The sequence below is a fragment of the Cupriavidus sp. OV096 genome (assembly GCF_900115455.1).
In the GTDB taxonomy this organism is placed as follows: domain Bacteria; phylum Pseudomonadota; class Gammaproteobacteria; order Burkholderiales; family Burkholderiaceae; genus Cupriavidus.
In genome coordinates this window covers 127,169-149,852 of record NZ_FOWM01000009.1, presented here as the reverse complement: position 1 = coordinate 149,852, position 22,684 = coordinate 127,169, and the positions used below count along the sequence as shown (strand labels likewise).

Below are 22,684 nucleotides of genomic sequence, written 5' to 3'. Positions count from 1 at the left end.
GCTATGGGGCGGAAGGCGGCATTGCCGGGGCGGGGGCATCCGCGCGGACGGCGCGCAACACACTATCTATCACAAATTCTTCCCAATGGCGCACCGCTTCCGGGGTATCCAGTTCCTCGCCAAGGAACACCGACAAGGTGTAGCGGTTCGACGTATAAAAATAGGCCGCCGATGCGATCAGGAGGAACACATCGCGTGCATTCAGGTCCGGGCGGAACAGACCCCGCTCGGCGCCACTCGCCAGTATCCGGGCCACGATCTGCACCGCATGCGCCGAATATTCGCCCCGGCGCTCCAGCTTGGACACATGCCGGCCCTTGTGCTGGTTCTCCGTGTTGAGCAGATTGACGAACTCGGGATTGCGCCGGTAGTAGTCCAGCTTGAACCGGATCAGGATCTCGAGCGCCTCCACCGGCCTCGCCGGATCCGGCGCCACCTTGGCTTCGGCCTCGTCCATTCGCCGGTAGATATCTTCCAGCACCGCGACGAACAGCCCCTCCTTGCTCCCGTAGTAGTAATAGATCATCCGGTCATAAGACTTCGCCAGGCTGGAGATCTTTTCCACGCTGCCGCCTTCGTAGCCGTATCGAGCGAAGACCTTGGTCGCCGCGCGAAGAATCTTGTCGCGGGTGGCTTGCGCCGTCGCTTCCCGGATGCCGGTTCCGCGCACAGCCTTTTTTCCTGCTGGGGTCATATCACTCCTATGGTGGCGGCATGCCGATCCGCCGCACCAACATTCTCCGACCAGAACTCGTACTGCAATTTTCATACAGTGAGTGCTACATGAGTGAATGATCATACATGGCCCTAAAAGCAGTTGCAAGGTAGCGACGAAATACCGTTGTAGTTCAACAGTTTAGAATCATTAGCCACCTCGTTTCTGCGAGCCGGAATCCTCACCTCATCAGATTTCCATCTGTCATTGTCAACGCCGATGTGCTAACGTTGGTTAATGGAGCGTTCACTACATGAAGTGAACGGATCCAGGTTGAACGGGGTCCACGACAGGTGGGCGAGAGGCAAGAAGAATGAACAACGAACTCGACAATTCCCGGCGCACCGCGCCGGCCTGGAAACCGGCCTCCGAGAGGAGCGCCGCCGAAATCGCGCCAGCAATCGATGGCCCCCCATCGTCATGGCTACCCGACCTTGACATGCACACGCTACGGCGGGCCTCCCGGACCCTGGCCACGGAGGTCATGCCGGCCAGGCGCCTGGGCACCCTGCTCCATGCCGCCATGCAAAGCACGGAGGCCACGTGGGGCTTTATCGCGGTCGTGCACGCAGACAGCTGGGAGACCGTAGCCAGCGCCACGGCATCGGACGCCCAGGCCTTTTGTACCGAGCCCCTGCCTATGGCCGACCTGCCGCTGTCCATCCTGTCGACAGCCATCCACATGCAGAGCGGACTGGCGCTCCACGATGCCTGCGCCGCGCATCATTGGGGGGGCGACGACTATGTCCGACGTTGCGCGCCCCGCTCCGTAGTCTGCGTGCCGATGCGGTGCGATGGCGCGGCGGTCGGCGCCTTGTATCTGGAACACCGGCACGCGGCAGGCGCCTTTACCCCGGCAAAGATCGCCGTGGTCGAGATCATTGCCTTGCAGGCCAGCTTCGCCCTGGAAAACGCGCGCCTTCATGACGCGCTTTCGGTGCAGGGCGCGCGGCTGAGCAGTACCGAGGAAAAAATGCGCGATACGCTCTCGGAACTGGCGCGTGCCAGCCAGCTCAGGGCGCTCGGGGAGATGGTGGCGTCGATCGTGCACGAAGTTGCGCAGCCCGTCTCGGCCCTCGACTCCTCTGCCCGGGCCGGCCTGAGATGGCTCGATCGCAGCACCCCGAACATCGATGCCGCCCGCGAAATGCTCGCGCACATCTCCGCCTGCGCCATGCGCGCCCGCACCATCATCAGCGGCCTGCGCGCGCAGGCGCGCCAGGTCGAGCCGACCTTCACCGCCTTCGACCTCGGCGAGGCCGTTCGAGAGGCGGCAGAGATCGTCGCCTGCACGCTCGATGCCATGAACGTGCATTTGCGCCTCGATGCATTCCCGCCTTCGACGCAGGTACGCGGCGAACGTGTGCAATTGCAACAGGCCATCATCAGCCTGCTGATCAACGGCGCGGAATCCATGCATGGGCAGCCGGCTGGCGAAAGACTGCTGGTGCTGGCATGCAGCCCCTCGCAAGACGTGCTGCGCATTGACATCGACGACGGCGGCGAAGGTTTCCATCCGCAACTGGCGGACCGCATCTTCGAGCCGCTGTTCACCACAAAGCCGAACGGCATGGGCATGGGCCTGACCATTTGCAAGGCCATCGTGGACGCGCATCAAGGTCAACTGGACCTGACCCCGCGTCCGGAAGGCGGCACGCGCGCCACCATCACGCTGCCGCGCCTGCCTGCCCTCTGGAGCGCGATGCAATAGGCACGTTCACGGCACCAGGAGCAGCTTGCCGGTGGTCGCCCGCCCTTCCATGTCGGCATGGGCTTGCGCGGCGGCCGCCAGCGGATAAACACCGCCGATGGTCGTGCGCAACCTGCCGTCGAGGACCCACCGGAAGAGCTGCGCCGCGTGCGCCCGAAGGCGTTCCGGCGTACGCACATGATGGGCGAAGACCGCGTAGCCAAGCTTGACGCTCTTCGGCAGGCTCATGATGTCGATGAGACCGGGGCCACCCAGGACCGGCCCGAACCAGCAGAACGTCCCTGCAACCCGGAGCGAATCCATTGACCCTTGAAAGGTCGCGGGACCGGAGCCGTCATAGACGACGTGCACGCCCTCGCCGCCGGACAGGCGCACGGCCTCTTCGGCAAATTGGCCAGCCTTGTCCACGATGACGTGGTCCGCTCCGGCATTCCGCGCGATCACCGCCTTGCTCTCCGACGATACGCGGCCAATCACCCGGCCGCCCCGGAGCTTGATGATCTGCGTCAGCAGCAGCCCAACGCCACCGGCCGCCGCGTGTACGAGCGCGACGTCGCCAGGTTGCACGGGATAGAACTCGGTCGCGAAGTGGCTGGCGGTCAGCCCCGCCATCATGATGGAGGCAGCAGTCCGATCGTCGATGCCATCGGGCACGGGCACCAGGGAGGTTGCCGGGACCACGGCCATCTCGGCATAGCTGCCGGGCGCGTAAGCCCAGGCCACGCGCTGACCGAGCTGGATGTCATCGACGCCTTCACCGGTGGCCACCACCCGTCCGGCACCTTCGACGCCCAGCGCCTTCGGGTAAGGCATTTCCGTCCAGAACTCCCCCCGCCGGACGCCAATGTCCATGAAATTCACGCCCGAAGCGGCAACCTCGACCAGTACCTCCCCTTTTCCAGGCACCGGGATGGGCGCCTCGACCACATCGATCACGTCCGGGCTATTCAGCATTACGACTTTCATTTGTCATCCTTTCTTGAACGTTCGTTCCAAAATAGAGAAAAAAAACAGCTCACCGCAGCGCTTTCAGCGTGAGCTTTCCAAAGGTGCGCAATTCCGCCTCGCCGGCTCCAGCACGGGCAGCGAGCCGAATGGCAGCGAAATTCGCCTGCAGGAATCCGGCGATGTGATGCGGATCGAGATCCGCTGCAATATCGCCATCAACCTGTGCTTCCTTGATTCTGGCGGTAAAGGCCTTGGCCAGGACGTTCGCGGCATCATGACGAATCTGGGTCAGGTCCGCGCGCTCGGTACCAAACTCGCTGATCGAACTGACGCCCAGACACGGCTCGCCGGCGTGGATTACCACCCGTTCGACCATCCGCTGGATGCCCTCGAAAGCCTTGGCATTGCTGTATAGCGTGGCAATGTGCGCCTGCGTTTCCGCCCCGGCATAGCGCTCCACCGCGGAACAATACAGTTGCCATTTATCGTTGAACGTGGCGTAGAGGCTCTGCCGCCCGATTTTCATGGCGGCGGTCAGCATCTCGGTGGACGTACCCGCGAAGCCATGCTCCCCGAACACGCCTATTGCCGCGTCGAGGACTTCGTCCTTGTTGAATTCTCTTGGTCTGGCCATGGGTGAAATCTAGGCGTTCTGGAACGATAAGTCAAGAATTCCGGCCATTTCGATTGTGAGGCATCCGGCGGGGCGCGGGCGCAACTGGCATATTGCTGGCTTCGACGCGTGCAGACAACGCCAGACCACCCGGAGACCCGCATGGATGCCACCCGCCCGACCGATGACTCCCAGACCGCGCTATGGAATGGCACGGCCGGCAATGCCTGGGTCGATGCCCAGGCGATCCTCGACCAGTTGTTCCACCCGTTCGAAGACCTGCTGGCCCGGACCACCGCCGAGCATCAGGCGCGCGCCGTCCTGGACGTGGGATGCGGCACCGGCGGCACTACCGTGGCCGTGGCCCGGGCGGCCGGCCATGCGACCGGGATCGATATCTCCGCCCCGATGATCACCGCCGCCCAGGCCCGCGCCGCCCGCGAGCAGGTGCCGGCGCAGTTCATCCTCGCCGATGCCCAGACGCACGCCTTCGCCCCGGCCAGCTTCGACCTGATCGTGTCCCGCTTCGGCGTGATGTTCTTCGACGACCCGGTGCGCGCCTTCGCCAACCTGCGCCAAGCCCTCCGCCCCAACGGGCTGCTGCGCGTCATCGCCTGGCGCAGCGCCGGCGAAAACCCCTTCATGACCACCGCCGAACAGGCCGCCGCCCCGCTGCTGCCCGAACTGCCCCCGCGCCAACCCAACGCCCCCGGTCAGTTCGCCTTCGCCAACGCCGCCCGCGTCGAACAAATCCTAAAAGACAGTGGCTGGCACGACATCGACCTCCAGCCCATCGACGTCACCTGCACCTTCGCCGAAAAAGACCTGCTCACCTACATCACCCGCCTCGGCCCCCTGGGCCGCATCCTCCCCAACCTCGACGAAACCCGGCAGAAAGCCATCATCGACGTAGTACGCCCGGCGTTCGACCCGTACGTGCACGGCGAGACAGTCAGGCTGGATGTGGCGTGCTGGATGATTGGGGCGGAGGGGTGAGGTTTGTCGGGTGCGGCGCCCGCTGCCACGGTCAACGAGCGGACCTTGCGCGAAGCGTGCGGAGCGTATTCGCAGGCTGGCATGCGCGAATGCCTTGTGGCGAAAGTCGACGAAAGTCGGAAAGCATTGAAGGCTGCCGAGGCGGAGGCCAGTGGCCGACTTGCCGGATGGGATGAAGACCCCAAATACGTCAATTTCGCAAAAGTGCGATTGGCTGCCAGCACGAAAGCCTTTGCCACCTATCGCAAGGATCAGTGCTCGCTTGCCGCAGCGCTGGGCGGCGGCGCGATTGGCAACGCGTTGGAAATCTGGCGGTTGGCCTGTGAGGCCGAGCTTAACCACTGGCGCGCCGACCAGCTTCAGCGGGCCACGGTCGACCTGCCTTTGAAGTAAATGTGATGGCCCCCCTGCGCCACCACCTAAGCCGCCACCACCGCCTTCGACTCCTGCACCTCCCCGTCCCCCAGGATCTCCCGGGCGCTGGCCGGGCGGCGGTACAGGTAGCCTTGGGCGCAGTCGACGCCGACTTCGGCCAGCAAGGCGTGCTGTGCTTCTGATTCGATGCCTTCCGCGATGACCACCAGCCGGAAGTGGTGGGCCATTGCCACGATGCTGCGCAGCAGGGCCCGGCCGTCCGGGGAGACGTCCTGGGTGAATTGCCGATCGATCTTCAGGTAGTCGAACGGGAAGTTGCGGATCATGTCGAGGTTGTTGTTGCGCGTGCCGAAGTCGTCCACGGCCAGGCGGATGCCGGCGTGGTGCAGGCGGTCGAACGCCTCCATGGCCGCGCCGTGGTCGGCCAGCAGGTGGCGCTCGGTGATTTCCATCACCAGCCCGGAGCCGTCCGGCATCGATGCCTGCAATGCCGCCAGTTCCGCCGCGAAGCCCTTGCGCCGCAGGTTCAGCGGCGCCACGTTCACGGCCACATGGAGCGCGCGCGTCGGGCGGTAGCGGTTCATGTCGTCCACGGCCTGATGCAGGACGAAGCGCGTGATGTCGTCGATCACCGCCGTCGATTCCACCGTTTCGATGAACGACGAGGGCGGGATCATGCCCCAGCGCGGGTGGCGCCAGCGCAGGAAGGCTTCCACGCCGATGGTCTCGCGCGTGCGGACCGCCACGATCGGCTGGTAGGCCAGATGGAACTCGCCACGCCGCAGGCCCTGCCGCACGGCCTGGAGCAGCAGCCGCTTCGGCGCGGCCACGGCCAGGAAGCCGGCCACGGCCAGCAGCCCGAGCAGCAGCCCGATGGCGCCGATGAACAGGGCGTAGCGGTGCAACAGCTCGCAGGAGAACGCCGGGGATGCCGCCACCGCCACGGTGAGGGGATAGGCGGTGGAGCGGGCTAGCGTGCTGCGTGGGATGGCGGTGGGCGCGTCGCGGTAGGTGCCGTCCTGGTCCATCGTGGCCTCGCCGACGCTCAGGGCGATGGTGCCGGCGCCGAATTCCTTGCCGTGCGCCAGGGTGTCCACGAGGTAGGTGCCGTCGATCAGGAAAATCGCGCCCTGCGAGGGCTCGGTGGCGCTGGGCAGGTACAGCACCAGCGCGGGCGCCTGTTCGCGGAACGGCGTGCGGCCGACCAGCACGATGCGCTGCTGTCGCGCGGCGGCCTTGTTATCGCCGAAATACCAGCTCAGCGGCACCTTGATCTCGCCGCGCGCCGACGAGCAATAGATCACGTCATTGGCCACCACGGCCGCCGCGCGCGCATAGGGGATGTAGCTTTCGCGCTCGCGCAGCGGGCGGCCGATCTCTGCGCAGGGCCGGCCGGCCAGCGGCGCCACGTGCAGGGCGCCCTCGCGCTCGACGGTGGCGATGATGCGCTCGATGGCGGCCACCACGTCCTGGGCGACGATCGACTCGCGGCGATCCACCAGTTGCTGGGCATACTGCTGCCCCACCCACAGCGCACTCGCCGTGGTCACGGCGCACACCACCAACGACACCAGCCACGTGACGGGCGAGAAAGACCATCCCTCGAAGCGGTCGCGCCATGCCATGCCCAAGACTTCCCCTCCGCCAACCTGGACTGTCCGCTGATTGTGGGCCGGCCTGCCGTTTCAATGCTGTCCGACAAGCGCCTACATGCGCGTCGCTGTGGCGTTTAGTCCACTGGCTCGAGCCTGCGGTACTGGTTGTAATGCCGGATGGCGCGACGCGGGTCGCCGAGGGCCTCGTGCAGCCGCGCGGCGTTGTAATGCGCATCGGCGAAATCAGGGGCCAGTTCGATGCACGCGTGGTAGCTCTCCAGCGCCTCGCGCGGCGCGCCGGCGTCTTCCAGCGCCACGCCGAGGTTGAAGTGCAGCAACGGCTGCGCGGGCAATGCCGCGAGCGCGGCCCGGTAGCTGGCCACGGCATCGGCATGGCGGCCCTGCTCGCTCAGCAGGCAGCCCAGGTTCAGCCAGGCGTCGAGGTAGTCCGGCGCCGCCGCTACGGCCTGACGATAGGCCGCTTCGGCGCCGGGGGCGTCGTCATGCTGCTCGCTGGCCACGGCGCGTTCGAACCAGCCGGTGGGATCGGTGTCGCCGACCGAGGGGGACGGCGCTGCCGGTGCGCGCGCGTGTCGCAGATCGACGATATTGCCCGATGGGTGCGGCGGTCTGCCGGCCGCGTCCAGGTCGAGCACGAACTGGCCGGTGTCCACGTGCCAGCGGCCCTGGCGGTCTTGCACGGTCACGTCGCCGCCCACGGCGGACAGGCGCAGGCCGGTAGGCGGCCGCCCCTCGCCCAGCCCTTGCAGCCGTTTCAGGGAGCGCGTGATATGGCGCGTGGGAATACGCGAATCGCGCAGCGACTGGGCCGTGCGCAGCAGCACCACATCCTGGAACGTGAACCGATAGGCCTGGCGCGCGCCGCGCCGGGGGGCGATCACGCCAGCGGCGATCAGCGCCGTCACCACGGTGCGCGAAATGCCCAGAACGCCCTGGACATCGCGCATGGAGTAGTCATCCATCAATACGCATCCGTCATCGCGCTAGCCCTGCTTGCGAGCGCGTTTTGGCTCGGCGGCGGTCTTGGCCGGCGCCGCAGCGGCACGGCGGGCGGTCTTGCGTGGCGCGGTTTCGGCAGCGGGGGCGGCAACCTTCCCCGCACTCTTGGCCGCCGCCGGCTGGCGCTTGTTCGCGCCGATGCTCTTGCGCAGGGCCTCCATCAGGTCGATGACCTCGCCGCCGGACGGCGCCGGGGCCTCGGCCGCCACGGTGATCTTCTTGCCGGAGATCTTCTTGTCGATCTGCTCGAGGATGCGTTGCTTCTCCTCGTCGGTATAGGCCGAGGCGTCATAGCCCTTCACCGAGTTTTGCTCGATCAACTGCTGCGCCAGCGCCAGTTCGGCGGGCTGCACGTCGGTCTCCTCGACGTGCAGGTCGGCCATGTCGCGTACTTCGTCGGCATAAAGCAGTTGCTGGAGGATCAGGCCATCGTCGCCGACGCGGATCTGCACCATGTACTGCTTGCCCTTCCAAGACCACTTGGCCAGCGCGCAGGTCTTGGTCTTGCGCATGGCCTCGGCCAGCAGGTTGTACGGCTTGGCGCCGCGCTTGTCCGGGCCCAGGTAGTAGGGCTTGTCGTAGTAGATCGGGTCGATGGCGCCGGCGGGCATGAACGAGACGATGTCGATGGTCTGCTGCGCGGCCTCTTCCAGCGCGGAAAGCTCCTCGGGCGTGAACGTGACGTAGCGGTCTTTCTCGAACTCGTAGCCCTTGACCATCTCGGCGCGCTCCACCACCACGTCTTCCTTCAGGCAGATGTACTGCTGGCGCAGGCGCGAGCCGCAGCCCTTGTGCAGCAAGTTGAAGCTGATGCCGGACTTGCTCTCAGTGGCCGAGAACACTTTCACGGGAATCGACACCAGCCCAAAGCTGATGGATAGCGAGGCGATGGAACGTGCGGCCATGGCGCAGCCCTCCTGGAGACTCCTGTCGTTCCGTCGAGTCTAGTCAACGCGGGGCCCTGCCCGCCAGCGGGCGCGTGCCGCATGTTCGTGACGGGTCACCTCCCACAGCAAAAATGTCGATCATGGCTCACATCGATCAATCGTCGGCGGCCCGGCGCGCACGATGCTGGCGCCGGTACGCGCCCGGGGCGATGCCGAAATGCTGGGCGAACACGCGGCCGAACGCGGCCTGCGAGGCGTAGCCGCACTGCTCGCCCACGGCGGCGGCGGAGAGCCCGTCCTGCCGCAGCAGCCGGGCGGCGCGATCCATGCGCAGCGTGGTCACCAGTTCCAGCGGGGTCATGCCGCCGAGTTGGCTGAAGCGCCGCGCCAGGGTCGCGCGCGAGACGTTGCACAGCACGGCCAGGCTATCGACGGTCCACGGCTGTTCGGGCGCCCGCACCACCGCCTCCACCACGCGCGCCATGCGGGCGTCCGCCATCAGCGCGATCAGCCCGCGCGACACCCCGCCCCGATCGATCAAGGCCCGCAGCAGCACCGTGAACAGCGCCGTGGACAGGTCCGCCACAATCGCCGCCCCACCCGGCCGTGGCCGGTCCGCCTCGGCATGCATCATGCCGATCAGCCCGCGCAGCCAGCTCGCATTCCCGTTGAGGTTGGGATCGTCGGTGCCGATGCACAGCACCTCCGGCAGCGTGCGCAGCAGCACATCGGCCGAACTGCCCAGCACGAAGGTGCCGCACAGGATGTCCAGCGGCGCGGCGGCGCCGGGCACGGTGACTTCGGTGACCACCCCGTTGAAATGGCGCGACGCCGCCACGGCGCGCGAGCCGGCCTGCAGGCCGATCAGCGTGTGGGCGGCGCCATGCGGGAACAGCAGCACGTCGCCGGCGGTGGCGCGCAGGCGGCCATCGCCCACGGCAATCTCGATCTCACCTTCGAGGATCACGTGATACGGCACGTGCCCCGGCGCGGCCTGGGCGTTGAAGGTCGACCAGACCCCCGCCACGCGGCAATGCAGGTCCACGGTGCCCGATGGCGCGAGCAGGCGTACGAGTTCGCTGAGACTATCCATTGAGACGATTGAGCAAATAGTTGAGTGAATTCTAGTCCATTCGGATCGTCGACGCCCCTACTATGGAGTCCAAGGAAGCGCCACGCAGCACGGTGTCTCCGCAGCAAGGAACCCAGAACTCTCACCCATCGCATCAGCAAGGAGTTGCAATCATGACCACCCGTCTCCATACCGCCCCCGTCCAGCAAGCCACCGGCCAGACCGCCGAACTGTTCGGCGCCATCCGCAAGGGCCTCGGCAAGGTGCCGAATATGTACGCCACCATCGGCAGCAACGCGCCGGCCGTGCTGGCGCAGACGCTGCAGGCCGGCGAAGTCGTCAAGGGAAGTTCACTCTCTGCGCGTGAACGGGAAGCGATCAACCTGTCCGTGAGCGAGCACAGCGGTTGTGACTACTGCGTGGCCGCCCACACGATGATCGCCAAGCTGGCTGGCTATACCGCTGAGGAAACGCGCCAATTGCGCCAGGGCAGCTATCCGCAGGACGCCCGGACCGACGCGCTGGTGCGCTTCGTCCTCGAACTGGTGGGCACGCGCGGCACGTTGCCGGCCGCGAGCGTGGAGGCAGTGCGCGCCGCCGGCTTCAACGACACGCAGATCGTGGAGGCGGTGCACGCGGTCGGCGCCATCCTCTTCACCAATATGATCAATCGCCTGAACGACACCACACTGGACTTCCCGGCCGTGTAAGGATCAGGGCGGATGGGCGGTGCGTGGTCAGCCACTCAGCGCCACGCGCTGCCCATCTGGATATAGAAGGCGTTCTGGTCCCGGCTGTGGGCGATGTCGATCCCCATCGAAATCCCCAGCTTCCGCGCGATGACATAGCGGAAGCCGGTGCCCACGCTGACCACGGTGCTGGCGTCCGAGAAGTCGTTCCAGCGTCCGTAGGCCTTGCCCACCCCGCTGAAGGCGAGCACCGACCAGCGCGGCGTGACGTCCCAACGCAACTCCACCTCGGAAACCACGGCGTTGCGGTCCTGGTAGCGGCCTACCTGTACGCCGCGCAGATCGACATAGGGCTGCGCATAAAACGGCACATCACCCGTCGAGAACTTGGTGTCGGCGCGCAGCCCCAGGATCAGCGTGCGGGCGATGGGCAGCCAGGTGAAACCCCGCGCGTTATACATATTGAAGTCCTGCGAACTGCCGAGCGCCCCGCGCGCGAACTGGGCCTCGAATTCGGCATAAATCCCCTTGCCCGGGAAGAAAATATTGTCGCGGGAGTCATAATCGACCACGAGTGCACCCTTTCCGATGCGCTGTTCGCTGGTCACTCCCCCCACTTCCGGGGCGTTGCCGCCGAATTTGAACGTGGCCGTGGAATCGAAATAGGTATAGCGCGGTCCGACATACCAGTGCGAATCGGCCACGCGGAATAGCACCTGCTGCACCAGAAAAACCCCGTCCAGCGAATAGTGACGCGGCTGGTTCGACAAGCCGAAATACTCCAGATTCGCGCTCACCTTGGCGATCGCGCCGAGGTAGCGGATGCGGTCGCCCTGCCAGGTATGGAAATGCGCGAGCCCGGCCGCCCAGGTGCCATTTTCGGTATAGGCGCCGCCGATGCCGGTGATATTGGGTGGCGCAGGGCCCTCGCCGCTGGCGTGGGCCTCGGCGGCCCGGTCGGCCAGCGATTGCGAGAAGAACAGCAGCCCGAGCCCGAAGCCATAGCCGACGGCCGGCTCCGTGATGATGGTCGGCACGGGCAGCGCGCCCTTGTGGTGGAGCAGGAAATCGCTCATGTCGAGCATGCCGTCCTCGGGGTCGAAGAACGACAGCGGCGGTTTTTCCGACTTGCCTGGCGGGGCGGCTGGTGGCTGTGCCTGCGAAGGGACCAGCGCGTCCGGCACCGGTTGGGCATGGCCGACCGATGCGGCGGCCGCAATCAGGCCCGCCATCGAGGCCCGGGCGAAAGGATGCATGGTGGCTCTCATCGATGAGCTGGCGTGCTAAATGGGGCGACGCCCTGCGGCGAATGTAACGTAGCCTGCGCCTCCATGACCGGATCGCCGATATGAACGTTCTTGCGCGCGTGTTTAGTTTTCTTTTCCAGGCGCCCTGCGCCAGTGTCGATGCCGTACCTTGCAACTTACCCGCTTGGGTCATCCATCATTATCTCGATGGAAATCGTGCCACCCGGATGGGTGATTATCTAGGGGATTATTCTTGGGCGGCAATTTAGATACCAGCGGCATTTACATCAAATCACAATAAAATTGAATTCACATTTTTTACAAGATTTGCCAGACTAGCTGCGGACATGGCATGGGGCACATGTCCCGGCGCGCACCGCGTATGCGCGCACGCCACCGAAGGCAAAGAACAGACGGCCGTATCAGCCGCGCTCACGCGCTGGCGAGCCGTCGCGCGGCTTGATCGATTGGATGCAAGAGGGGGTAAGCGCAGTGAACCACTACACCAAAGACAACTTCCAGCTCACACAGAGCATCGGCTTCCATCTCAACAAGGCGCGCAACAGCCTGCTGCTGGAGATGGATTCGGCCCTGCGTCCGCTGGACATCAATGGCCAGCAGATGGGCATCCTGCTGTCGCTGAACCGCGGCATGGCGACCACGCCGTTCGAGATCAGCAAGCTGCTCGGCATCGACAGCGGACTGATGACGCGCATGCTCGACAAGCTGGAGGAAAAGCGGCTGCTGGAGCGCAGCCGGAGCATCGACGACCGGCGCGTGGTCAATCTGATCCTGACCGAGAAAGGCAAGGCCGTCGCCACGCAGATCCCCGATATCGCGCCCGAGGTGCTGAACCATCACCTGAAGGGCTTCAGCGAGGAGGAATTCGAGGAATTCCGCCGGCTGCTCCAGAAGTTCGTCACCGGCAACTGACCGGAGCCGCCCGCCTCCCGCTCCTGCCCCGCTAGGCTGCGGGGCGAGACAGGCTGTCCACGGCGCGCCACGCGGTATCCACCGCGCCCGTCACCGATGCACTGCCGGCGCTGTCCGCGCCGGCAATCCGCACATTGCCGACCCCTCGCCCCGCCTGTTCCAGCGCGGCCTGCAGCGAGGCGTCGTCGGGCGCCAGCCCGCCCGGCATATAGCTGTAGCCATGCGCCCAGCGGTTCAGCGTAATCCCACGTATCTGTTTCGATGAAGCGAAGCCGCCCGGGGCCAGCATGCGGTCCAGTTGGGCGCGGATTTCGCGCTCGAGGGCGTCGAAGGGCATGCCCAGCAGGAAGGCGCGACCGGCGCGGAAGCGCTCGCGCGCGCTCATGCCGCTGTCCGGCACCGTGGGCACGTAGAGCATGTGAAGCACCGCCGGATTGGCCGGATCGGCCGCAGCACCAGCCGGCGCCTCCAGCCACAGGTCCGAGTACGCCATGGTCGGCGCATGAATGCGCCACGCCTTGAGGGTCTCGAAGGCGCGCCAGTCGTCCAGCGCCACCTTCGTATACACCAGCGGCGCCTTCACGCACGCGCGCAGCGTGGCCTTGGCCGGCGCCGGCAGCGTCGGCAGGATGAACGGCACCATCATGTTGTAGCCGGCCACCACCACGTGCTGCGCCTCCACGCGTTGCAGGTTGCCTTGCCAGCCATAGGTCACGCGCGTGATGCGCACATCGGGTTCGATGGCCACCGCCGTACTGTTCAGGCGCACGCGCACCGGACTGCCGTCGCGGTCCAGCCGGGCATAGTCGAAGCGGGCATCGGCCAGCCCCGCGCCACCACGCGATGCCGGGGACACGCCCGGCACCAGCGCCTGGATCAGCGCCCGGGCCAGCGTGGCGTTGCCATCGGCAAACCAGAGCCGCGAGGCTGGCGACTTGCCGAGGCGCGGATCGAGCACCGGCTTGGGCATGCCCGCCCCCGCCGGCAGACCGATGGCGATAGCCTGCGCCACCGAGATGCCGTCCGCGTCGAGCGCATAGGCATCGTGGCTGCGGCTGCGCAGGAAACGCACGGCCGGCAGGCCAAGCCCCGCTTTCTCGCGCAAGAAGATCGCATAGCGCGTCCGCTGGAGGTAGGCCGTGCGATCGGTCCCACTCATCTCGGCGAGGTAATCCACCCCGCCCTGCGCCAGCCGCAGCAGCGCCTGCCGGTCTGCCGGGGGCAGTGGCGCGGCATCGAGAAAATGGGCGATGCCGTCGGCGGGCGGCTGGCTGGCGGCGTTCCGGGCATCGATCCCGTCTGCGAACGGATCGCCCGCGAGCCACTGGTCGCGGCCGAAGTGCTCGGCGTCGAAGAACACCGCGCGGCCCATCCCCCGGCGCTGATAAGCGTCGCCCGGGCCGGGTGCCGGCGCGGTGCGGATGTCGATGCCCACCCCGGCCAGCATCGTGCGCATGGCCGCGCTGTCGGTGGCGGATGGCGGCATCTCGGCGCTGCCGCCATAGCTCACCAGCATCTTGCCGCGCACCGTGAATTCGTTGCGCTTGGCGTGGCCGCCGAAGTCGTCGTGATTGTCGAGGATCAGGATGCGCCGGTCCGCGCCGAACTTCTGGCGATAGAACCAGGCCGTCGCCAGCCCGCTGATGCCGCCGCCCACTACCACGAGGTCATACGACTCGCGCGCCAGCACGGTCGGGTACGTGGTGCCTTCGCGCGCCAGCCCGTGGGCCAGCGTAAACGTGCCGGCATGGTTGCCGCGCAGCCCGGTGAGCGATGGCGGGTAGCCGGCCGCCGTGGCCTGTGCACGCACCAAGCCCGCCGGGGCGATACCGGCCGCGATGGTCAGCGCGGCGCCATTGAGGAAGTCTCTGCGAGTGATCGTCATGGCGTCAGCGCGATGGGGGCCGTGCGGGTTCGGGCGTGGGCGTGCCGAGTTCGCGCCGGCGGGCGGCCACGGCGGCCTCCGTCACGGGCGCGGCACGGTTGCCCCAGCTGCCGCGGATGAACGTGAGCAGGTTGGCCAGCTCCTGGTCTTCCATGGTCCAGCCATAGCCGGGCATGTGGTAATCGGTGGGCGCGGTGCTCACGCGCGCGGTGACGGCGCCTTCGAGCAGCAGGTTGATCAGCGACGCCGGGTCTGGATCGGCCACGGTCGGGTTGCCCGCCAGCGGCGGAAACACCCGCGCGAAGCCACGTCCGCTGGCGTTGTGGCAGGGCATGCAGAACGTGGCGTACTGGCGCGCACCGGCCGCATCGAATCGACCCTGCTCCAGCAGCGTGGTCACGGTGGGGTCGTAGCGGAATGGCTGGGTCTCGCCGCGCGTGCCGGGCAGTGACTTCAGATAGGTGGCCACGGCGTCCAGGTCGCCCGGCGCCATATGCTGCGTGGACGCGGCGATCACCGTGGACATCGGCCCGAACGAGGTGGCGTGGGCATTGCGGCCGGTGCGCAGGTACTCGGCCACGTCCGCCTTCGTCCACGCGCCGAGGCCCGTGATCTGGTCGCCCGTCAGGTTGGTGGCCGACCATCCTTCGACGGACGCGCCAGCCAGGAAATGCCGGCTGCGCTCGTCCAGGCCCTTCTCCCCATACAGCGGCCCGCGCGGCGTATGGCAGGCGCCGCAGTGCGCCACGGCCTGCACCACGTAGGCGCCCCGGTTCCAGGCGGCGCCCTTGGAGGCATCGGTACGCACGGGGTCATCGCGCAAATTCAGCCAGTTCCAGGGCACCAGCAGCCAGCGCATGTTGTACGGCCAGCGCATCTCGGCGTCCGGGTTGGACTGGCTGACCGGCCTGACCTCGGCACGCAGGTAGGCGTAGAGCGCCGCCACGTCGTCACGTGTCATGCGCGCATAGGACGTGTACGGCATGGCCGGATAGAGGTGCTTGCCGTCACGCGCCACGCCGCGGCGAACGGCGCGGTCGAAATCATCGAGCGAATACTCGCCGAGGCCCGTGGCGGCGTCAGGCGTGATGTTGGTCGAATAGACCGTGCCGGCGCCGGTGCGCAGCGGCAGACCGCCGGCCATGGGCGCCCCGCCCTCCTTGGTATGGCAAGCGGCGCAGTTAGCGATGCCGGCCAGGTAGCGGCCGCGTGCGATCTGCTCCGGGGACGGCGCGCTCGCCGGCGCCGCTGCCCGCGCGGGCAGCGCGGTCAGTACGCTCATCACGGTCAAGGCCGCAAGCGCGGCGAGGGCGGCCGGCAACCACCTTCCGAAACATCGCATGGGGCGCATCCTGTAATCGGACTGCATGGGGACGGATTGGACCCGACATCTTGCGGCCTGAGCCCGAAACGGAACAGAATCAGCCGCATGACTTTTTACCGTATCAGATTTGCGCCGATTCCCAAAGCATGAAACGTTATGAAGCGTTGGCCGAGACACTGGCCGCCGACATCCGCAACGGCACGCTGCCGCCCGGCACGCGCCTGCCCTCCATCCGCAAGACCGTGGCCCAGCATGGCGTGAGCCCGTCCACGGCCTTCCAGGCCTACTACCGGCTCGAGGAGCGCGGGCTGGTGCGGGCGCGCGAGCGATCCGGCTACTACGTGGCGGGCGCGGCCACCCGCGTGCTGCCGGCGCCCCGGGCGCACGCGCCGCAGAAGGTGTCGACCGAGGTCGATGTCTCCCGGCTGGTCTTCTCCGTGCTCGACGGCGCGCGCGAGCGCGATCTGGTGCAGTTCGGCTCCGCCTTTCCCTCGCCCGAGCTGTTCCCGTGGGAGCGGCTGGGCAAGGCGCTGGCGCGCGCCGGCCGCGAACTCGATCCGTGGAACAGCGTGGACGACCTGCCGCCGGGCAATGCCGCGCTGCGGCAGCAGATCGGCCTGCGCTACCTCGGCACCGGCGCGCCGCAGCCGGTGGACGACATCATCGTCACCAACGGCGCGCTCGACGCCCTGAACCTCTGCCTGATGGCCGTGACCGAGCCGGGCGATGTGGTGGCCATTGAATCGCCGGGGTTCTACGCCGCGCTCCAGGCGCTGGAGCGGCTCCGGCTCAAGGCGGTGGAAATTCCGGTCGATCCCGTCGATGGCCTCGATCTGGACGCACTGGAGGCCGCCCTCGGGCGCCATCGCATCAAAGCGTGCTGGTTCATGACCCAGTTCCAGAACCCGATGGGCGCCAGCATGGCCGAGGACCGCAAGCGCGCGCTGGTGGCCCTGCTCGCGCGCCACGGCGTGCCGCTGATCGAGGACGATGTCTATGGCGAGCTGTACTTCGGCAACCGCTGCCCGCTGCCGGCCAAGGCGTTCGACACCGAAGGGCTCGTGATGCACTGCAGTTCGTTCTCGAAGACGCTGGCGCCGGGTTTCCGCATCGGCTGGGTGGCGCCCGGGCGCTACGGCGAAGCCATCCGCCATCTGAAGCTGATGACTACGCTCTCCGCTGGCGTGCCCACGCAGCTGGCGTTGGCCGAATACCTGCGCCATGGCAGCTACGACAAGCATCTGCGCCGGCTGCGCCATGTGCTGGAAATGCAGCAGGGGCAGATGATCGACGCCATTGGCCGGTATTTCCCCGACGATGTACGCGTATCGCGGCCTGACGGCGGTTATTTCCTGTGGGTGGAGTTGGGCGAAGGCTTCGACGCGCTGGCGCTGCATCAGGCGGCCCGGGCGGCGGGTATCGGCATTGCGCCGGGGCCGGTGTTCTCGGCGCGGCAGGGCTTTCGCCATTGCATCCGGATCAACTACGGGCACGCCTGGAACGAGACGGCCGAGGCTGCGGTGAAGACACTGGGCACACTGGCGAAAGCCGGCCGATAGCCGACGAAGCCCGACGATTCAGGCGCGGCGACGCCAGGCCCAGTAGGCTTCCACCAGCCCGAAGCCGCCTTGCATAACGAGGGCCAGCACCGCCGCCGGCACGGCGCCGGCCAGCAGCAGCGTGGAATCGTTGAGCGCCAGACCGGTGGCGATCCGCTCGCCGTAGCCGCCGGCCCCGACGAAGGCGGCGATGGTCGCCGTGCCCACGCTGATGATGGCGGCCGTCTTCACACCGGCCAGGATGATCGGCATCGCCAGCGGCAACTCCACATAGCGCAGCACCTGCCCGGTCCGGAAGCCCAGCGCGCGCGCCGCATCCCGCATGCCCGGCGCGATTTGTTGCAATCCAGTACAGGTGTTTCTGACAATGGGCAGCAGCGCGTAGAGGAACAGCGCAACCATGGCCGGCCAGACGCCGATCTGGCCCAGCAGCGGGATCAGCATGGCCAGCAGGGCCAGCGAGGGAATCGTCTGCAAGACGCTCACCACGGCCAACACCGCCTGCCCGAGCCGGCGCCGGCGCGCCGCGACAATCCCGAGCGGCACGCCCAGCAGCGTGGCCGCCCCTACTGCGCCGCCGACGAGCGACAGATGCCGCACGGTCAGCCGCCAGGTATCGGCGCTCCAGAGCACCCCGCCGAGGCCATCGCGCCGGTCGCCCTTCTTTTCCCCCGTCGACGCGACCCCCGCCCCGCCCACGAACCGCCGGGCGATGGCCGCGAACGACTCCCCATCGATCTCGGCCGCCGCATTCATGTCGATCATGTCCGTCACGCTGATCCGGCCGGCCAGTCCCTGCAACGCCTGCCATGCGGCCGGATGCCGGCGCGGCGCGTCGAGCCGATAGACGATCACGGCTTCGTAAGGTGGAAAGACATGCCGGTCGTCCTCCAGCACGCGCAGGTGGAATTTGCGGATCTTGGCGTCGGTGGAATAGATGTCGGTGGCGTCGATCTGCCCCTCGGCCAGCGCCTCGTAGGCAATGCCATGGTCGATGCCGACCGGCCGCTGCGTCAGGCCATAGCGCTGCGCCAGCATCGGCCAGCCATCGGCCCGGCCCAGGAACTCGTGCGACAGGCCAAGCCGCAGCCGGGGCTGGCCGGCGAGGTCGGACAGCTTGCGCAGATTGCCCGCGCGGGCGTCGGCCACCGCAATCGCATAGGTATTCTCGAAGCCCAGCGGGATGCCCGCGCCAAGGCCCATCGGCGCCAGCGCCGCGTTGATCTGGGCCAGCGTGGCGCCCGGCGGCAGCTTCAGGATCTCGCCGGCCAGCGTGCCGGTGTAGTCGGGATAGAGGTCGATGCTGCCCGCCTTGAGCGCCTCGAAGACGATGGCGGTGTTGCCCAGGCCCGGCAGATGGCGCGCCTCGCTGTGCGCAGCGGCGGCAGTCTGGGTCAGGATTTCACCGAGGATGTACGACTCGGTGAAGCGCTTGGAGCCAACGCGCAGCGGCTCGGCCTGGGCAGGGCGGGCGCACAGCAGGGCCGCCATGAGCGCCATCCACGCCACGAGCAGCGGGAATGCGGTGGGAAAACGCTGGGTCGAGGCAGGCAAGCCGGGGCTCCGCGTGGGGATGTCCCGACATCATAACGGCAGTGGATCAGGAAGTTGGGCCAGCCTGGTTGGCGGATTGGCCGGGGGGTTGGTCGCCGGAGGGCTGGCGTGCAACATGCACGGCCAGCCAGATCGTCGGCTGGGCGGCGTCGGTCCAGGCCACGCGGTGGCGGCAATGGGCCGGCAGGTGCAGCCAGTCGCCGGCGCCCAGCGTGTGCGTGGCGCCGGCCTCGATCTCCACCGCGCCGCTGCCGCTGACCACGACCACCCATTCGTCCTCGGGGTTGTCGTACCAGAAGCCGGGCGGGCTGGCCTGCCCGTTGGAGACGATCCGCTCGATCCGCACATCTCCGGCACCCGGCCATTGGGTCAGCGCGGTAAACACCTCGCCCGGCGCGTTCGCCGGCACGTCTTGCAGCAGGTTGCCGTGGATCGGTGTCATCGCTGGTTTCCTCCGCCTGGCCTGCCGGGGCGTTACTCGGGTCCGCCCGGGGCGAGCACCTCGCGCGTGCCGTTGCGGCCCATCGGCGAGACAAGCCCCGCCGCTTCCATCTGCTCGATCAGCCGTGCGGCACGGTTGTAGCCGATGCGCAGCTGGCGCTGCACGGCGGAAATCGACGCCCGCCGCGAGTTGAGCACGAACGAGGCCGCGTCGTCGTACAGCGGGTCGGATTCGCCCTCGCCGCCGGTCTCGCCAAACAGGTCGGTGGCGCCTTCCGGCGTGTCGCCGGCCAGGATGGCTTCATCATAGTCAGGCTCGCCGAACTGCTTCCAGTGCTCCACCACCCGGTGCACCTCGTCGTCCGCCACGAACGCGCCATGCACGCGCTGCGGGTAGCCGGTGCCGGGCGGCAGGAACAGCATGTCGCCCTGCCCCAGCAGGCTTTCGGCGCCCATCTGGTCGAGAATGGTCCGCGAATCGATCTTCGACGACACCTGGAACGCCACGCGCGTCGGGATATTGGCCTTGATCAGGCCCGTGATGACGTCCACGGACGGCCGCTGCGTGGCCAGGATCAGATGGATACCGGCGGCGCGCGCCTTCTGCGCCAGTCGGGCGATCAGTTCCTCGATCTTCTTGCCGGCCACCATCATCAGGTCGGCCAGTTCGTCGATTACCACCACGATGAGCGGTAGCGTGGACAGCGGCTCGGGCGCGTCCGGCGTCAGCGAGAACGGGTTGCGCACCTTCTCGCCGGCCGCCTCGGCCGCGCGGATCTTCTGGTTGTAGCCGGCCAGATTGCGCACGCCGAGCGCGGACATCAGCCGATAACGCTTTTCCATCTCCCCCACGCACCAGTTCAGCGCGTGCGCGGCCTGCTTCATGTCCGTGACCACGGGCGCCAGCAGGTGCGGAATGCCCTCGTACACGGACAGTTCGAGCATCTTGGGGTCGATCATGATCAGGCGCACGTCTTCCGGCGTGGCCTTGTACAGCATCGACAGGATCATCGCGTTGACCGCGACGGACTTGCCCGAGCCGGTGGTACCGGCCACCAGCAGGTGCGGCGCGCGGGCGAGGTCGGTCACCACGGGGTTGCCGGTGATGTCCTTGCCCATCGCCAGCACCAGCCGCGAGGCATGCGCCTGGAACGCCGCGCCGGCCACGATCTCGGACAGCCGGATCATCTGGCGCTTGGCATTGGGCAGCTCCAGCCCCATGCAGGTCTTGCCGGGAATGGTTTCCACCACGCGGATCGACGTCACGCCGAGCGCGCGCGCGAGGTCCTTCATCAGCCCCACCACCTGTGCACCACGCACGCCCATGGCCGGATCCACCTCGAAGCGCGTGATGACCGGCCCGGCGCTGGCGCCGACCACCGACACCGGCACCTTGAACTCGGCCAGACGCTGGGCGATCAGTTCGCCCGTTTCGCGCAGATGTTCTTCGGACACTTCCTCGCCGTTCTCGACGGCCGCTTCGAGCAGACTGGCGCTCGGGAGGCGGTAATCCACGATACGGGGCGGCGGCGGGGTGACCGGGGCGGGGGTTGCTACAGGCGCAGCGGCCGGCGTCAGCGGCACGGTCCGGCCGACCACCGCAGGCAGCACGATGCGCGGCTTGGGCGCGGGCTGGACCAGCGTGTTGGCGTCGAACGCGGGCGGGACGTCGTCGCTGGTGTCGTCGCTTGCATCGTCTTCCGATGCCTCGGCGGCGGCTGGTGACGGCGTGGGCGCTTCGATGACGAAATCGGCGGATGCCACGGCGTCCGCCACGGAGAACGTGGGTTCGGGTTCCGGCTCTGGCTCGGGTTGGGGTTCAGCGATGGGCTCCGGTGCGGCTTCCGGCTCGGCAAGCACTGCCGCCACGGGCTCTTCCACCGCTTCTGGCTCGGCAACGGGCGTTTCTGCCACTGTTTCTGCCACTGCATGGGGCGCCACTTCCTGCCCTGCCCGGCCCGCCAGCGCGCGCAGTTCGGCCAGCAGTTCCAAGGCCTCCTGGCGGATCGCGGCCATCGTCACGGGTGCGTCGGGTGTCGCGGGGACGGCGGCAGGCGCGGGGGTATCCACGGTATCCACTGTGGCGAGATCGTCGATCCCGTTCACGATCGCTTCCGCGCGTGCCACGACTTCTGGCTCCATCGGCATCGTCGCCGTGACGGCGGGCGGCTCCATGACGGCCACGTCGGACGGGGCCGCCGCCACCGCCGCCGCTACCGTCGCAGCCTGTGCGGCTTCCGGCAGCGTGGTGATGGCCGAGCGCAGGCCGAGCGCAGGATTGCGGAATGGGCTGCTCACCACGGTCGCGCGCGGCGCGGCGGGCTTTTGTGGCGCAGGGGTGGGAGCGGGGTTGGGTACACCGGCCCGGGCCGGCGACACCGGCGCCGGCTTCGCGGCTGGCGGCGGCATCACGGGCGCCGGTTTGGCGGGCGCGGCCTTCACAGCGCCGGGCGAATCGGCGTGATGCAGCCAGATCTCGCCCGGTTGCGGCGGCGACTGGCGCGTGCGCGGGGGCGGCTGCCATGCGGGCTGCTTGCGTGCGGAGACGGCTTCGATCTGCTTGGTGCGCGGGGGCGTGGGGCTCCAGCCGGCGGCGCTATGGGTAGGCAGGGACGTGGTTTCCCAACGGTCCAGCCCCTCGCGGCCAGCGGCCATCGACGGCGACGCTGCCGCGCCAGCGAATGCGCCGGCATCGGACCGGGACTCGGGTCGTGCGGCGGGACGTGCCGGCTGACGCGGCGCATCTTCCTGCGCGCGCGGCTTGCGCAGCAGGAACAGGCTGCGCCACGTTTCGCCAAAGACCATCGGTGCGGCCAGCCCTAGCACGGCCAGCATCATCAGCAGCGCGCCGGTCCAGCCCAGCAGGTTCGACGCCAGCCCCGCCAGCGCGTGCCCCACGGCGCCGCCGGCGCCCTCGCCTTCGGCCGCCGTCAGGGACTCCAGCGTGGCGCTGGCGCCCAGCACCAGCAGCGTACCCAGCCACACCCGCAGCGAGCCACGACCAAACGGCCGGCGGTCGCCGGCGAGCGCGCGCGTTGCTGTGCGCCATGCCAGCGGCAACAGCCAGAAGGTCGACAATCCGAACCAGCCCAGACCCATGATGAATATGAAAACGTCAAA

Annotated in this window: 19 protein-coding genes; 6 read left to right on the top strand and 13 right to left on the bottom strand. The window is 67.6% G+C overall.

From position 1 onward, the window contains the following. Position 1: 1 nt before the first annotated feature. On the bottom strand, positions 2 to 694 hold the full coding sequence (locus BM115_RS19570) for a TetR/AcrR family transcriptional regulator (protein ID WP_092297817.1): 693 nt from the start codon (positions 692 to 694) through the stop codon (positions 2 to 4). A 334-nt stretch (positions 695 to 1,028) separates the two neighbouring features. On the opposite strand from BM115_RS19570, the gene BM115_RS19565 reads away from it, so the two are divergent. Then, complete coding sequence (locus tag BM115_RS19565) at positions 1,029 to 2,426, top strand: GAF domain-containing sensor histidine kinase (RefSeq protein ID WP_092297814.1); 1,398 nt, start codon at positions 1,029 to 1,031, stop codon at positions 2,424 to 2,426. Between the two features lie 6 nt (positions 2,427 to 2,432). On the opposite strand, the gene BM115_RS19560 is transcribed toward BM115_RS19565, so the two are convergent. Beyond that, entirely contained in the window at positions 2,433 to 3,392 is a 960-nt protein-coding gene (locus tag BM115_RS19560) for a quinone oxidoreductase family protein (RefSeq protein WP_092297811.1), read from the bottom strand. A 49-nt stretch (positions 3,393 to 3,441) separates the two neighbouring features. Then, on the bottom strand, positions 3,442 to 4,008 hold the full coding sequence (locus BM115_RS19555) for a TetR/AcrR family transcriptional regulator (protein ID WP_092297808.1): 567 nt from the start codon (positions 4,006 to 4,008) through the stop codon (positions 3,442 to 3,444). A 141-nt stretch (positions 4,009 to 4,149) separates the two neighbouring features. Here BM115_RS19555 and BM115_RS19550 point away from each other — a divergent pair, with 141 nt between their 5' ends. Both BM115_RS19550 and BM115_RS19545 read left to right on the top strand, forming a co-directional pair. Then, complete coding sequence (locus BM115_RS19550) at positions 4,150 to 4,983, top strand: class I SAM-dependent methyltransferase (protein WP_092297805.1); 834 nt, start codon at positions 4,150 to 4,152, stop codon at positions 4,981 to 4,983. Between the two features lie 3 nt (positions 4,984 to 4,986). Next, positions 4,987 to 5,376 (top strand): lysozyme inhibitor LprI family protein, encoded by a 390-nt coding sequence (locus tag BM115_RS19545; RefSeq protein WP_369823502.1) that lies wholly within the window; start codon positions 4,987 to 4,989, stop codon positions 5,374 to 5,376. A 26-nt stretch (positions 5,377 to 5,402) separates the two neighbouring features. On the opposite strand, the gene BM115_RS19540 is transcribed toward BM115_RS19545, so the two are convergent. The 4 genes from BM115_RS19540 to BM115_RS19525 all read right to left on the bottom strand — a co-directional run bounded on the left by BM115_RS19540 (position 5,403) and on the right by BM115_RS19525 (position 9,953). Further along, positions 5,403 to 6,983 (bottom strand): EAL domain-containing protein, encoded by a 1,581-nt coding sequence (locus BM115_RS19540; protein WP_092297799.1) that lies wholly within the window; start codon positions 6,981 to 6,983, stop codon positions 5,403 to 5,405. A gap of 104 nt (positions 6,984 to 7,087) precedes the next feature. Next, the gene (locus tag BM115_RS19535) at positions 7,088 to 7,936 is read right to left on the bottom strand and encodes a tetratricopeptide repeat protein (RefSeq protein ID WP_092297796.1); all 849 of its coding nucleotides are present in this window, start codon (positions 7,934 to 7,936) and stop codon (positions 7,088 to 7,090) included. A 21-nt stretch (positions 7,937 to 7,957) separates the two neighbouring features. Then, entirely contained in the window at positions 7,958 to 8,878 is a 921-nt protein-coding gene (locus BM115_RS19530) for a non-homologous end joining protein Ku (protein ID WP_092297794.1), read from the bottom strand. A 136-nt stretch (positions 8,879 to 9,014) separates the two neighbouring features. Next, positions 9,015 to 9,953 carry an AraC family transcriptional regulator gene (locus tag BM115_RS19525; protein WP_092297791.1) on the bottom strand — a complete coding sequence of 313 codons (939 nt, stop codon included), beginning with the start codon at positions 9,951 to 9,953 and terminating at the stop codon, positions 9,015 to 9,017. A 152-nt stretch (positions 9,954 to 10,105) separates the two neighbouring features. Here BM115_RS19525 and BM115_RS19520 point away from each other — a divergent pair, with 152 nt between their 5' ends. Next, positions 10,106 to 10,642 (top strand): carboxymuconolactone decarboxylase family protein, encoded by a 537-nt coding sequence (locus BM115_RS19520; RefSeq protein WP_092297788.1) that lies wholly within the window; start codon positions 10,106 to 10,108, stop codon positions 10,640 to 10,642. Between the two features lie 35 nt (positions 10,643 to 10,677). Here the strand turns inward: BM115_RS19520 and BM115_RS19515 are convergent, their stop codons facing one another. Further along, complete coding sequence (locus BM115_RS19515) at positions 10,678 to 11,877, bottom strand: BamA/TamA family outer membrane protein (RefSeq protein WP_255370910.1); 1,200 nt, start codon at positions 11,875 to 11,877, stop codon at positions 10,678 to 10,680. A gap of 483 nt (positions 11,878 to 12,360) precedes the next feature. On the opposite strand from BM115_RS19515, the gene BM115_RS19510 reads away from it, so the two are divergent. After that, positions 12,361 to 12,801, top strand: coding sequence for a MarR family winged helix-turn-helix transcriptional regulator (locus BM115_RS19510; protein WP_092297785.1), 441 nt, complete (start codon positions 12,361 to 12,363; stop codon positions 12,799 to 12,801). A 31-nt stretch (positions 12,802 to 12,832) separates the two neighbouring features. Here BM115_RS19510 and BM115_RS19505 read toward each other — a convergent pair whose 3' ends face one another. Further along, positions 12,833 to 14,686, bottom strand: coding sequence for a flavin monoamine oxidase family protein (locus BM115_RS19505; RefSeq protein WP_092297783.1), 1,854 nt, complete (start codon positions 14,684 to 14,686; stop codon positions 12,833 to 12,835). A 4-nt stretch (positions 14,687 to 14,690) separates the two neighbouring features. Continuing rightward, on the bottom strand, positions 14,691 to 15,968 hold the full coding sequence (locus BM115_RS19500) for a cytochrome c (protein ID WP_092297955.1): 1,278 nt from the start codon (positions 15,966 to 15,968) through the stop codon (positions 14,691 to 14,693). Between the two features lie 188 nt (positions 15,969 to 16,156). Between BM115_RS19500 and BM115_RS19495 the strand changes: the two genes are divergently transcribed. Next, positions 16,157 to 17,569 carry an aminotransferase-like domain-containing protein gene (locus BM115_RS19495; RefSeq protein ID WP_092297780.1) on the top strand — a complete coding sequence of 471 codons (1,413 nt, stop codon included), beginning with the start codon at positions 16,157 to 16,159 and terminating at the stop codon, positions 17,567 to 17,569. 18 nt (positions 17,570 to 17,587) lie between these two features. On the opposite strand, the gene BM115_RS19490 is transcribed toward BM115_RS19495, so the two are convergent. From BM115_RS19490 to BM115_RS19480, 3 genes are all read right to left on the bottom strand, one after another. After that, positions 17,588 to 19,069: an ABC transporter permease/substrate-binding protein gene (locus tag BM115_RS19490; RefSeq protein WP_092297952.1), complete on the bottom strand. Its 1,482-nt coding sequence runs from the start codon at positions 19,067 to 19,069 to the stop codon at positions 17,588 to 17,590. A gap of 100 nt (positions 19,070 to 19,169) precedes the next feature. Then, positions 19,170 to 19,565: a cupin domain-containing protein gene (locus tag BM115_RS19485; RefSeq protein WP_092297777.1), complete on the bottom strand. Its 396-nt coding sequence runs from the start codon at positions 19,563 to 19,565 to the stop codon at positions 19,170 to 19,172. Positions 19,566 to 19,597: 32 nt separating this feature from the next. Further along, on the bottom strand, positions 19,598 to 22,663 hold the full coding sequence (locus BM115_RS19480) for an FtsK/SpoIIIE family DNA translocase (protein ID WP_092297774.1): 3,066 nt from the start codon (positions 22,661 to 22,663) through the stop codon (positions 19,598 to 19,600). Between the last annotated feature and the right edge of the window lie 21 nt (positions 22,664 to 22,684).

Excerpts from the sequence above, each read along its gene's own strand:
- BM115_RS19525 (WP_092297791.1), bottom strand. The coding sequence starts at position 9,953 with ATGGATAGTCTCAGCGAACTCGTACGCCTGCTCGCGCCATCGGGCACC.
- BM115_RS19555 (WP_092297808.1), bottom strand. The coding sequence starts at position 4,008 with ATGGCCAGACCAAGAGAATTCAACAAGGACGAAGTCCTCGACGCGGCA.
- BM115_RS19520 (WP_092297788.1), top strand. The coding sequence starts at position 10,106 with ATGACCACCCGTCTCCATACCGCCCCCGTCCAGCAAGCCACCGGCCAG.
- BM115_RS19480 (WP_092297774.1), bottom strand. The coding sequence starts at position 22,663 with ATGGGTCTGGGCTGGTTCGGATTGTCGACCTTCTGGCTGTTGCCGCTG.
- BM115_RS19550 (WP_092297805.1), top strand. The coding sequence starts at position 4,150 with ATGGATGCCACCCGCCCGACCGATGACTCCCAGACCGCGCTATGGAAT.
- BM115_RS19505 (WP_092297783.1), bottom strand. The coding sequence starts at position 14,686 with ATGACGATCACTCGCAGAGACTTCCTCAATGGCGCCGCGCTGACCATC.
- BM115_RS19490 (WP_092297952.1), bottom strand. The coding sequence starts at position 19,069 with ATGGCGCTCATGGCGGCCCTGCTGTGCGCCCGCCCTGCCCAGGCCGAG.
- BM115_RS19560 (WP_092297811.1), bottom strand. The coding sequence starts at position 3,392 with ATGAAAGTCGTAATGCTGAATAGCCCGGACGTGATCGATGTGGTCGAG.
- BM115_RS19540 (WP_092297799.1), bottom strand. The coding sequence starts at position 6,983 with ATGGCATGGCGCGACCGCTTCGAGGGATGGTCTTTCTCGCCCGTCACG.
- BM115_RS19500 (WP_092297955.1), bottom strand. The coding sequence starts at position 15,968 with ATGAGCGTACTGACCGCGCTGCCCGCGCGGGCAGCGGCGCCGGCGAGC.
- BM115_RS19535 (WP_092297796.1), bottom strand. The coding sequence starts at position 7,936 with ATGGATGACTACTCCATGCGCGATGTCCAGGGCGTTCTGGGCATTTCG.
- BM115_RS19495 (WP_092297780.1), top strand. The coding sequence starts at position 16,157 with ATGAAACGTTATGAAGCGTTGGCCGAGACACTGGCCGCCGACATCCGC.
- BM115_RS19515 (WP_255370910.1), bottom strand. The coding sequence starts at position 11,877 with ATGCATCCTTTCGCCCGGGCCTCGATGGCGGGCCTGATTGCGGCCGCC.
- BM115_RS19485 (WP_092297777.1), bottom strand. The coding sequence starts at position 19,565 with ATGACACCGATCCACGGCAACCTGCTGCAAGACGTGCCGGCGAACGCG.
- BM115_RS19570 (WP_092297817.1), bottom strand. The coding sequence starts at position 694 with ATGACCCCAGCAGGAAAAAAGGCTGTGCGCGGAACCGGCATCCGGGAA.
- BM115_RS19530 (WP_092297794.1), bottom strand. The coding sequence starts at position 8,878 with ATGGCCGCACGTTCCATCGCCTCGCTATCCATCAGCTTTGGGCTGGTG.
- BM115_RS19565 (WP_092297814.1), top strand. The coding sequence starts at position 1,029 with ATGAACAACGAACTCGACAATTCCCGGCGCACCGCGCCGGCCTGGAAA.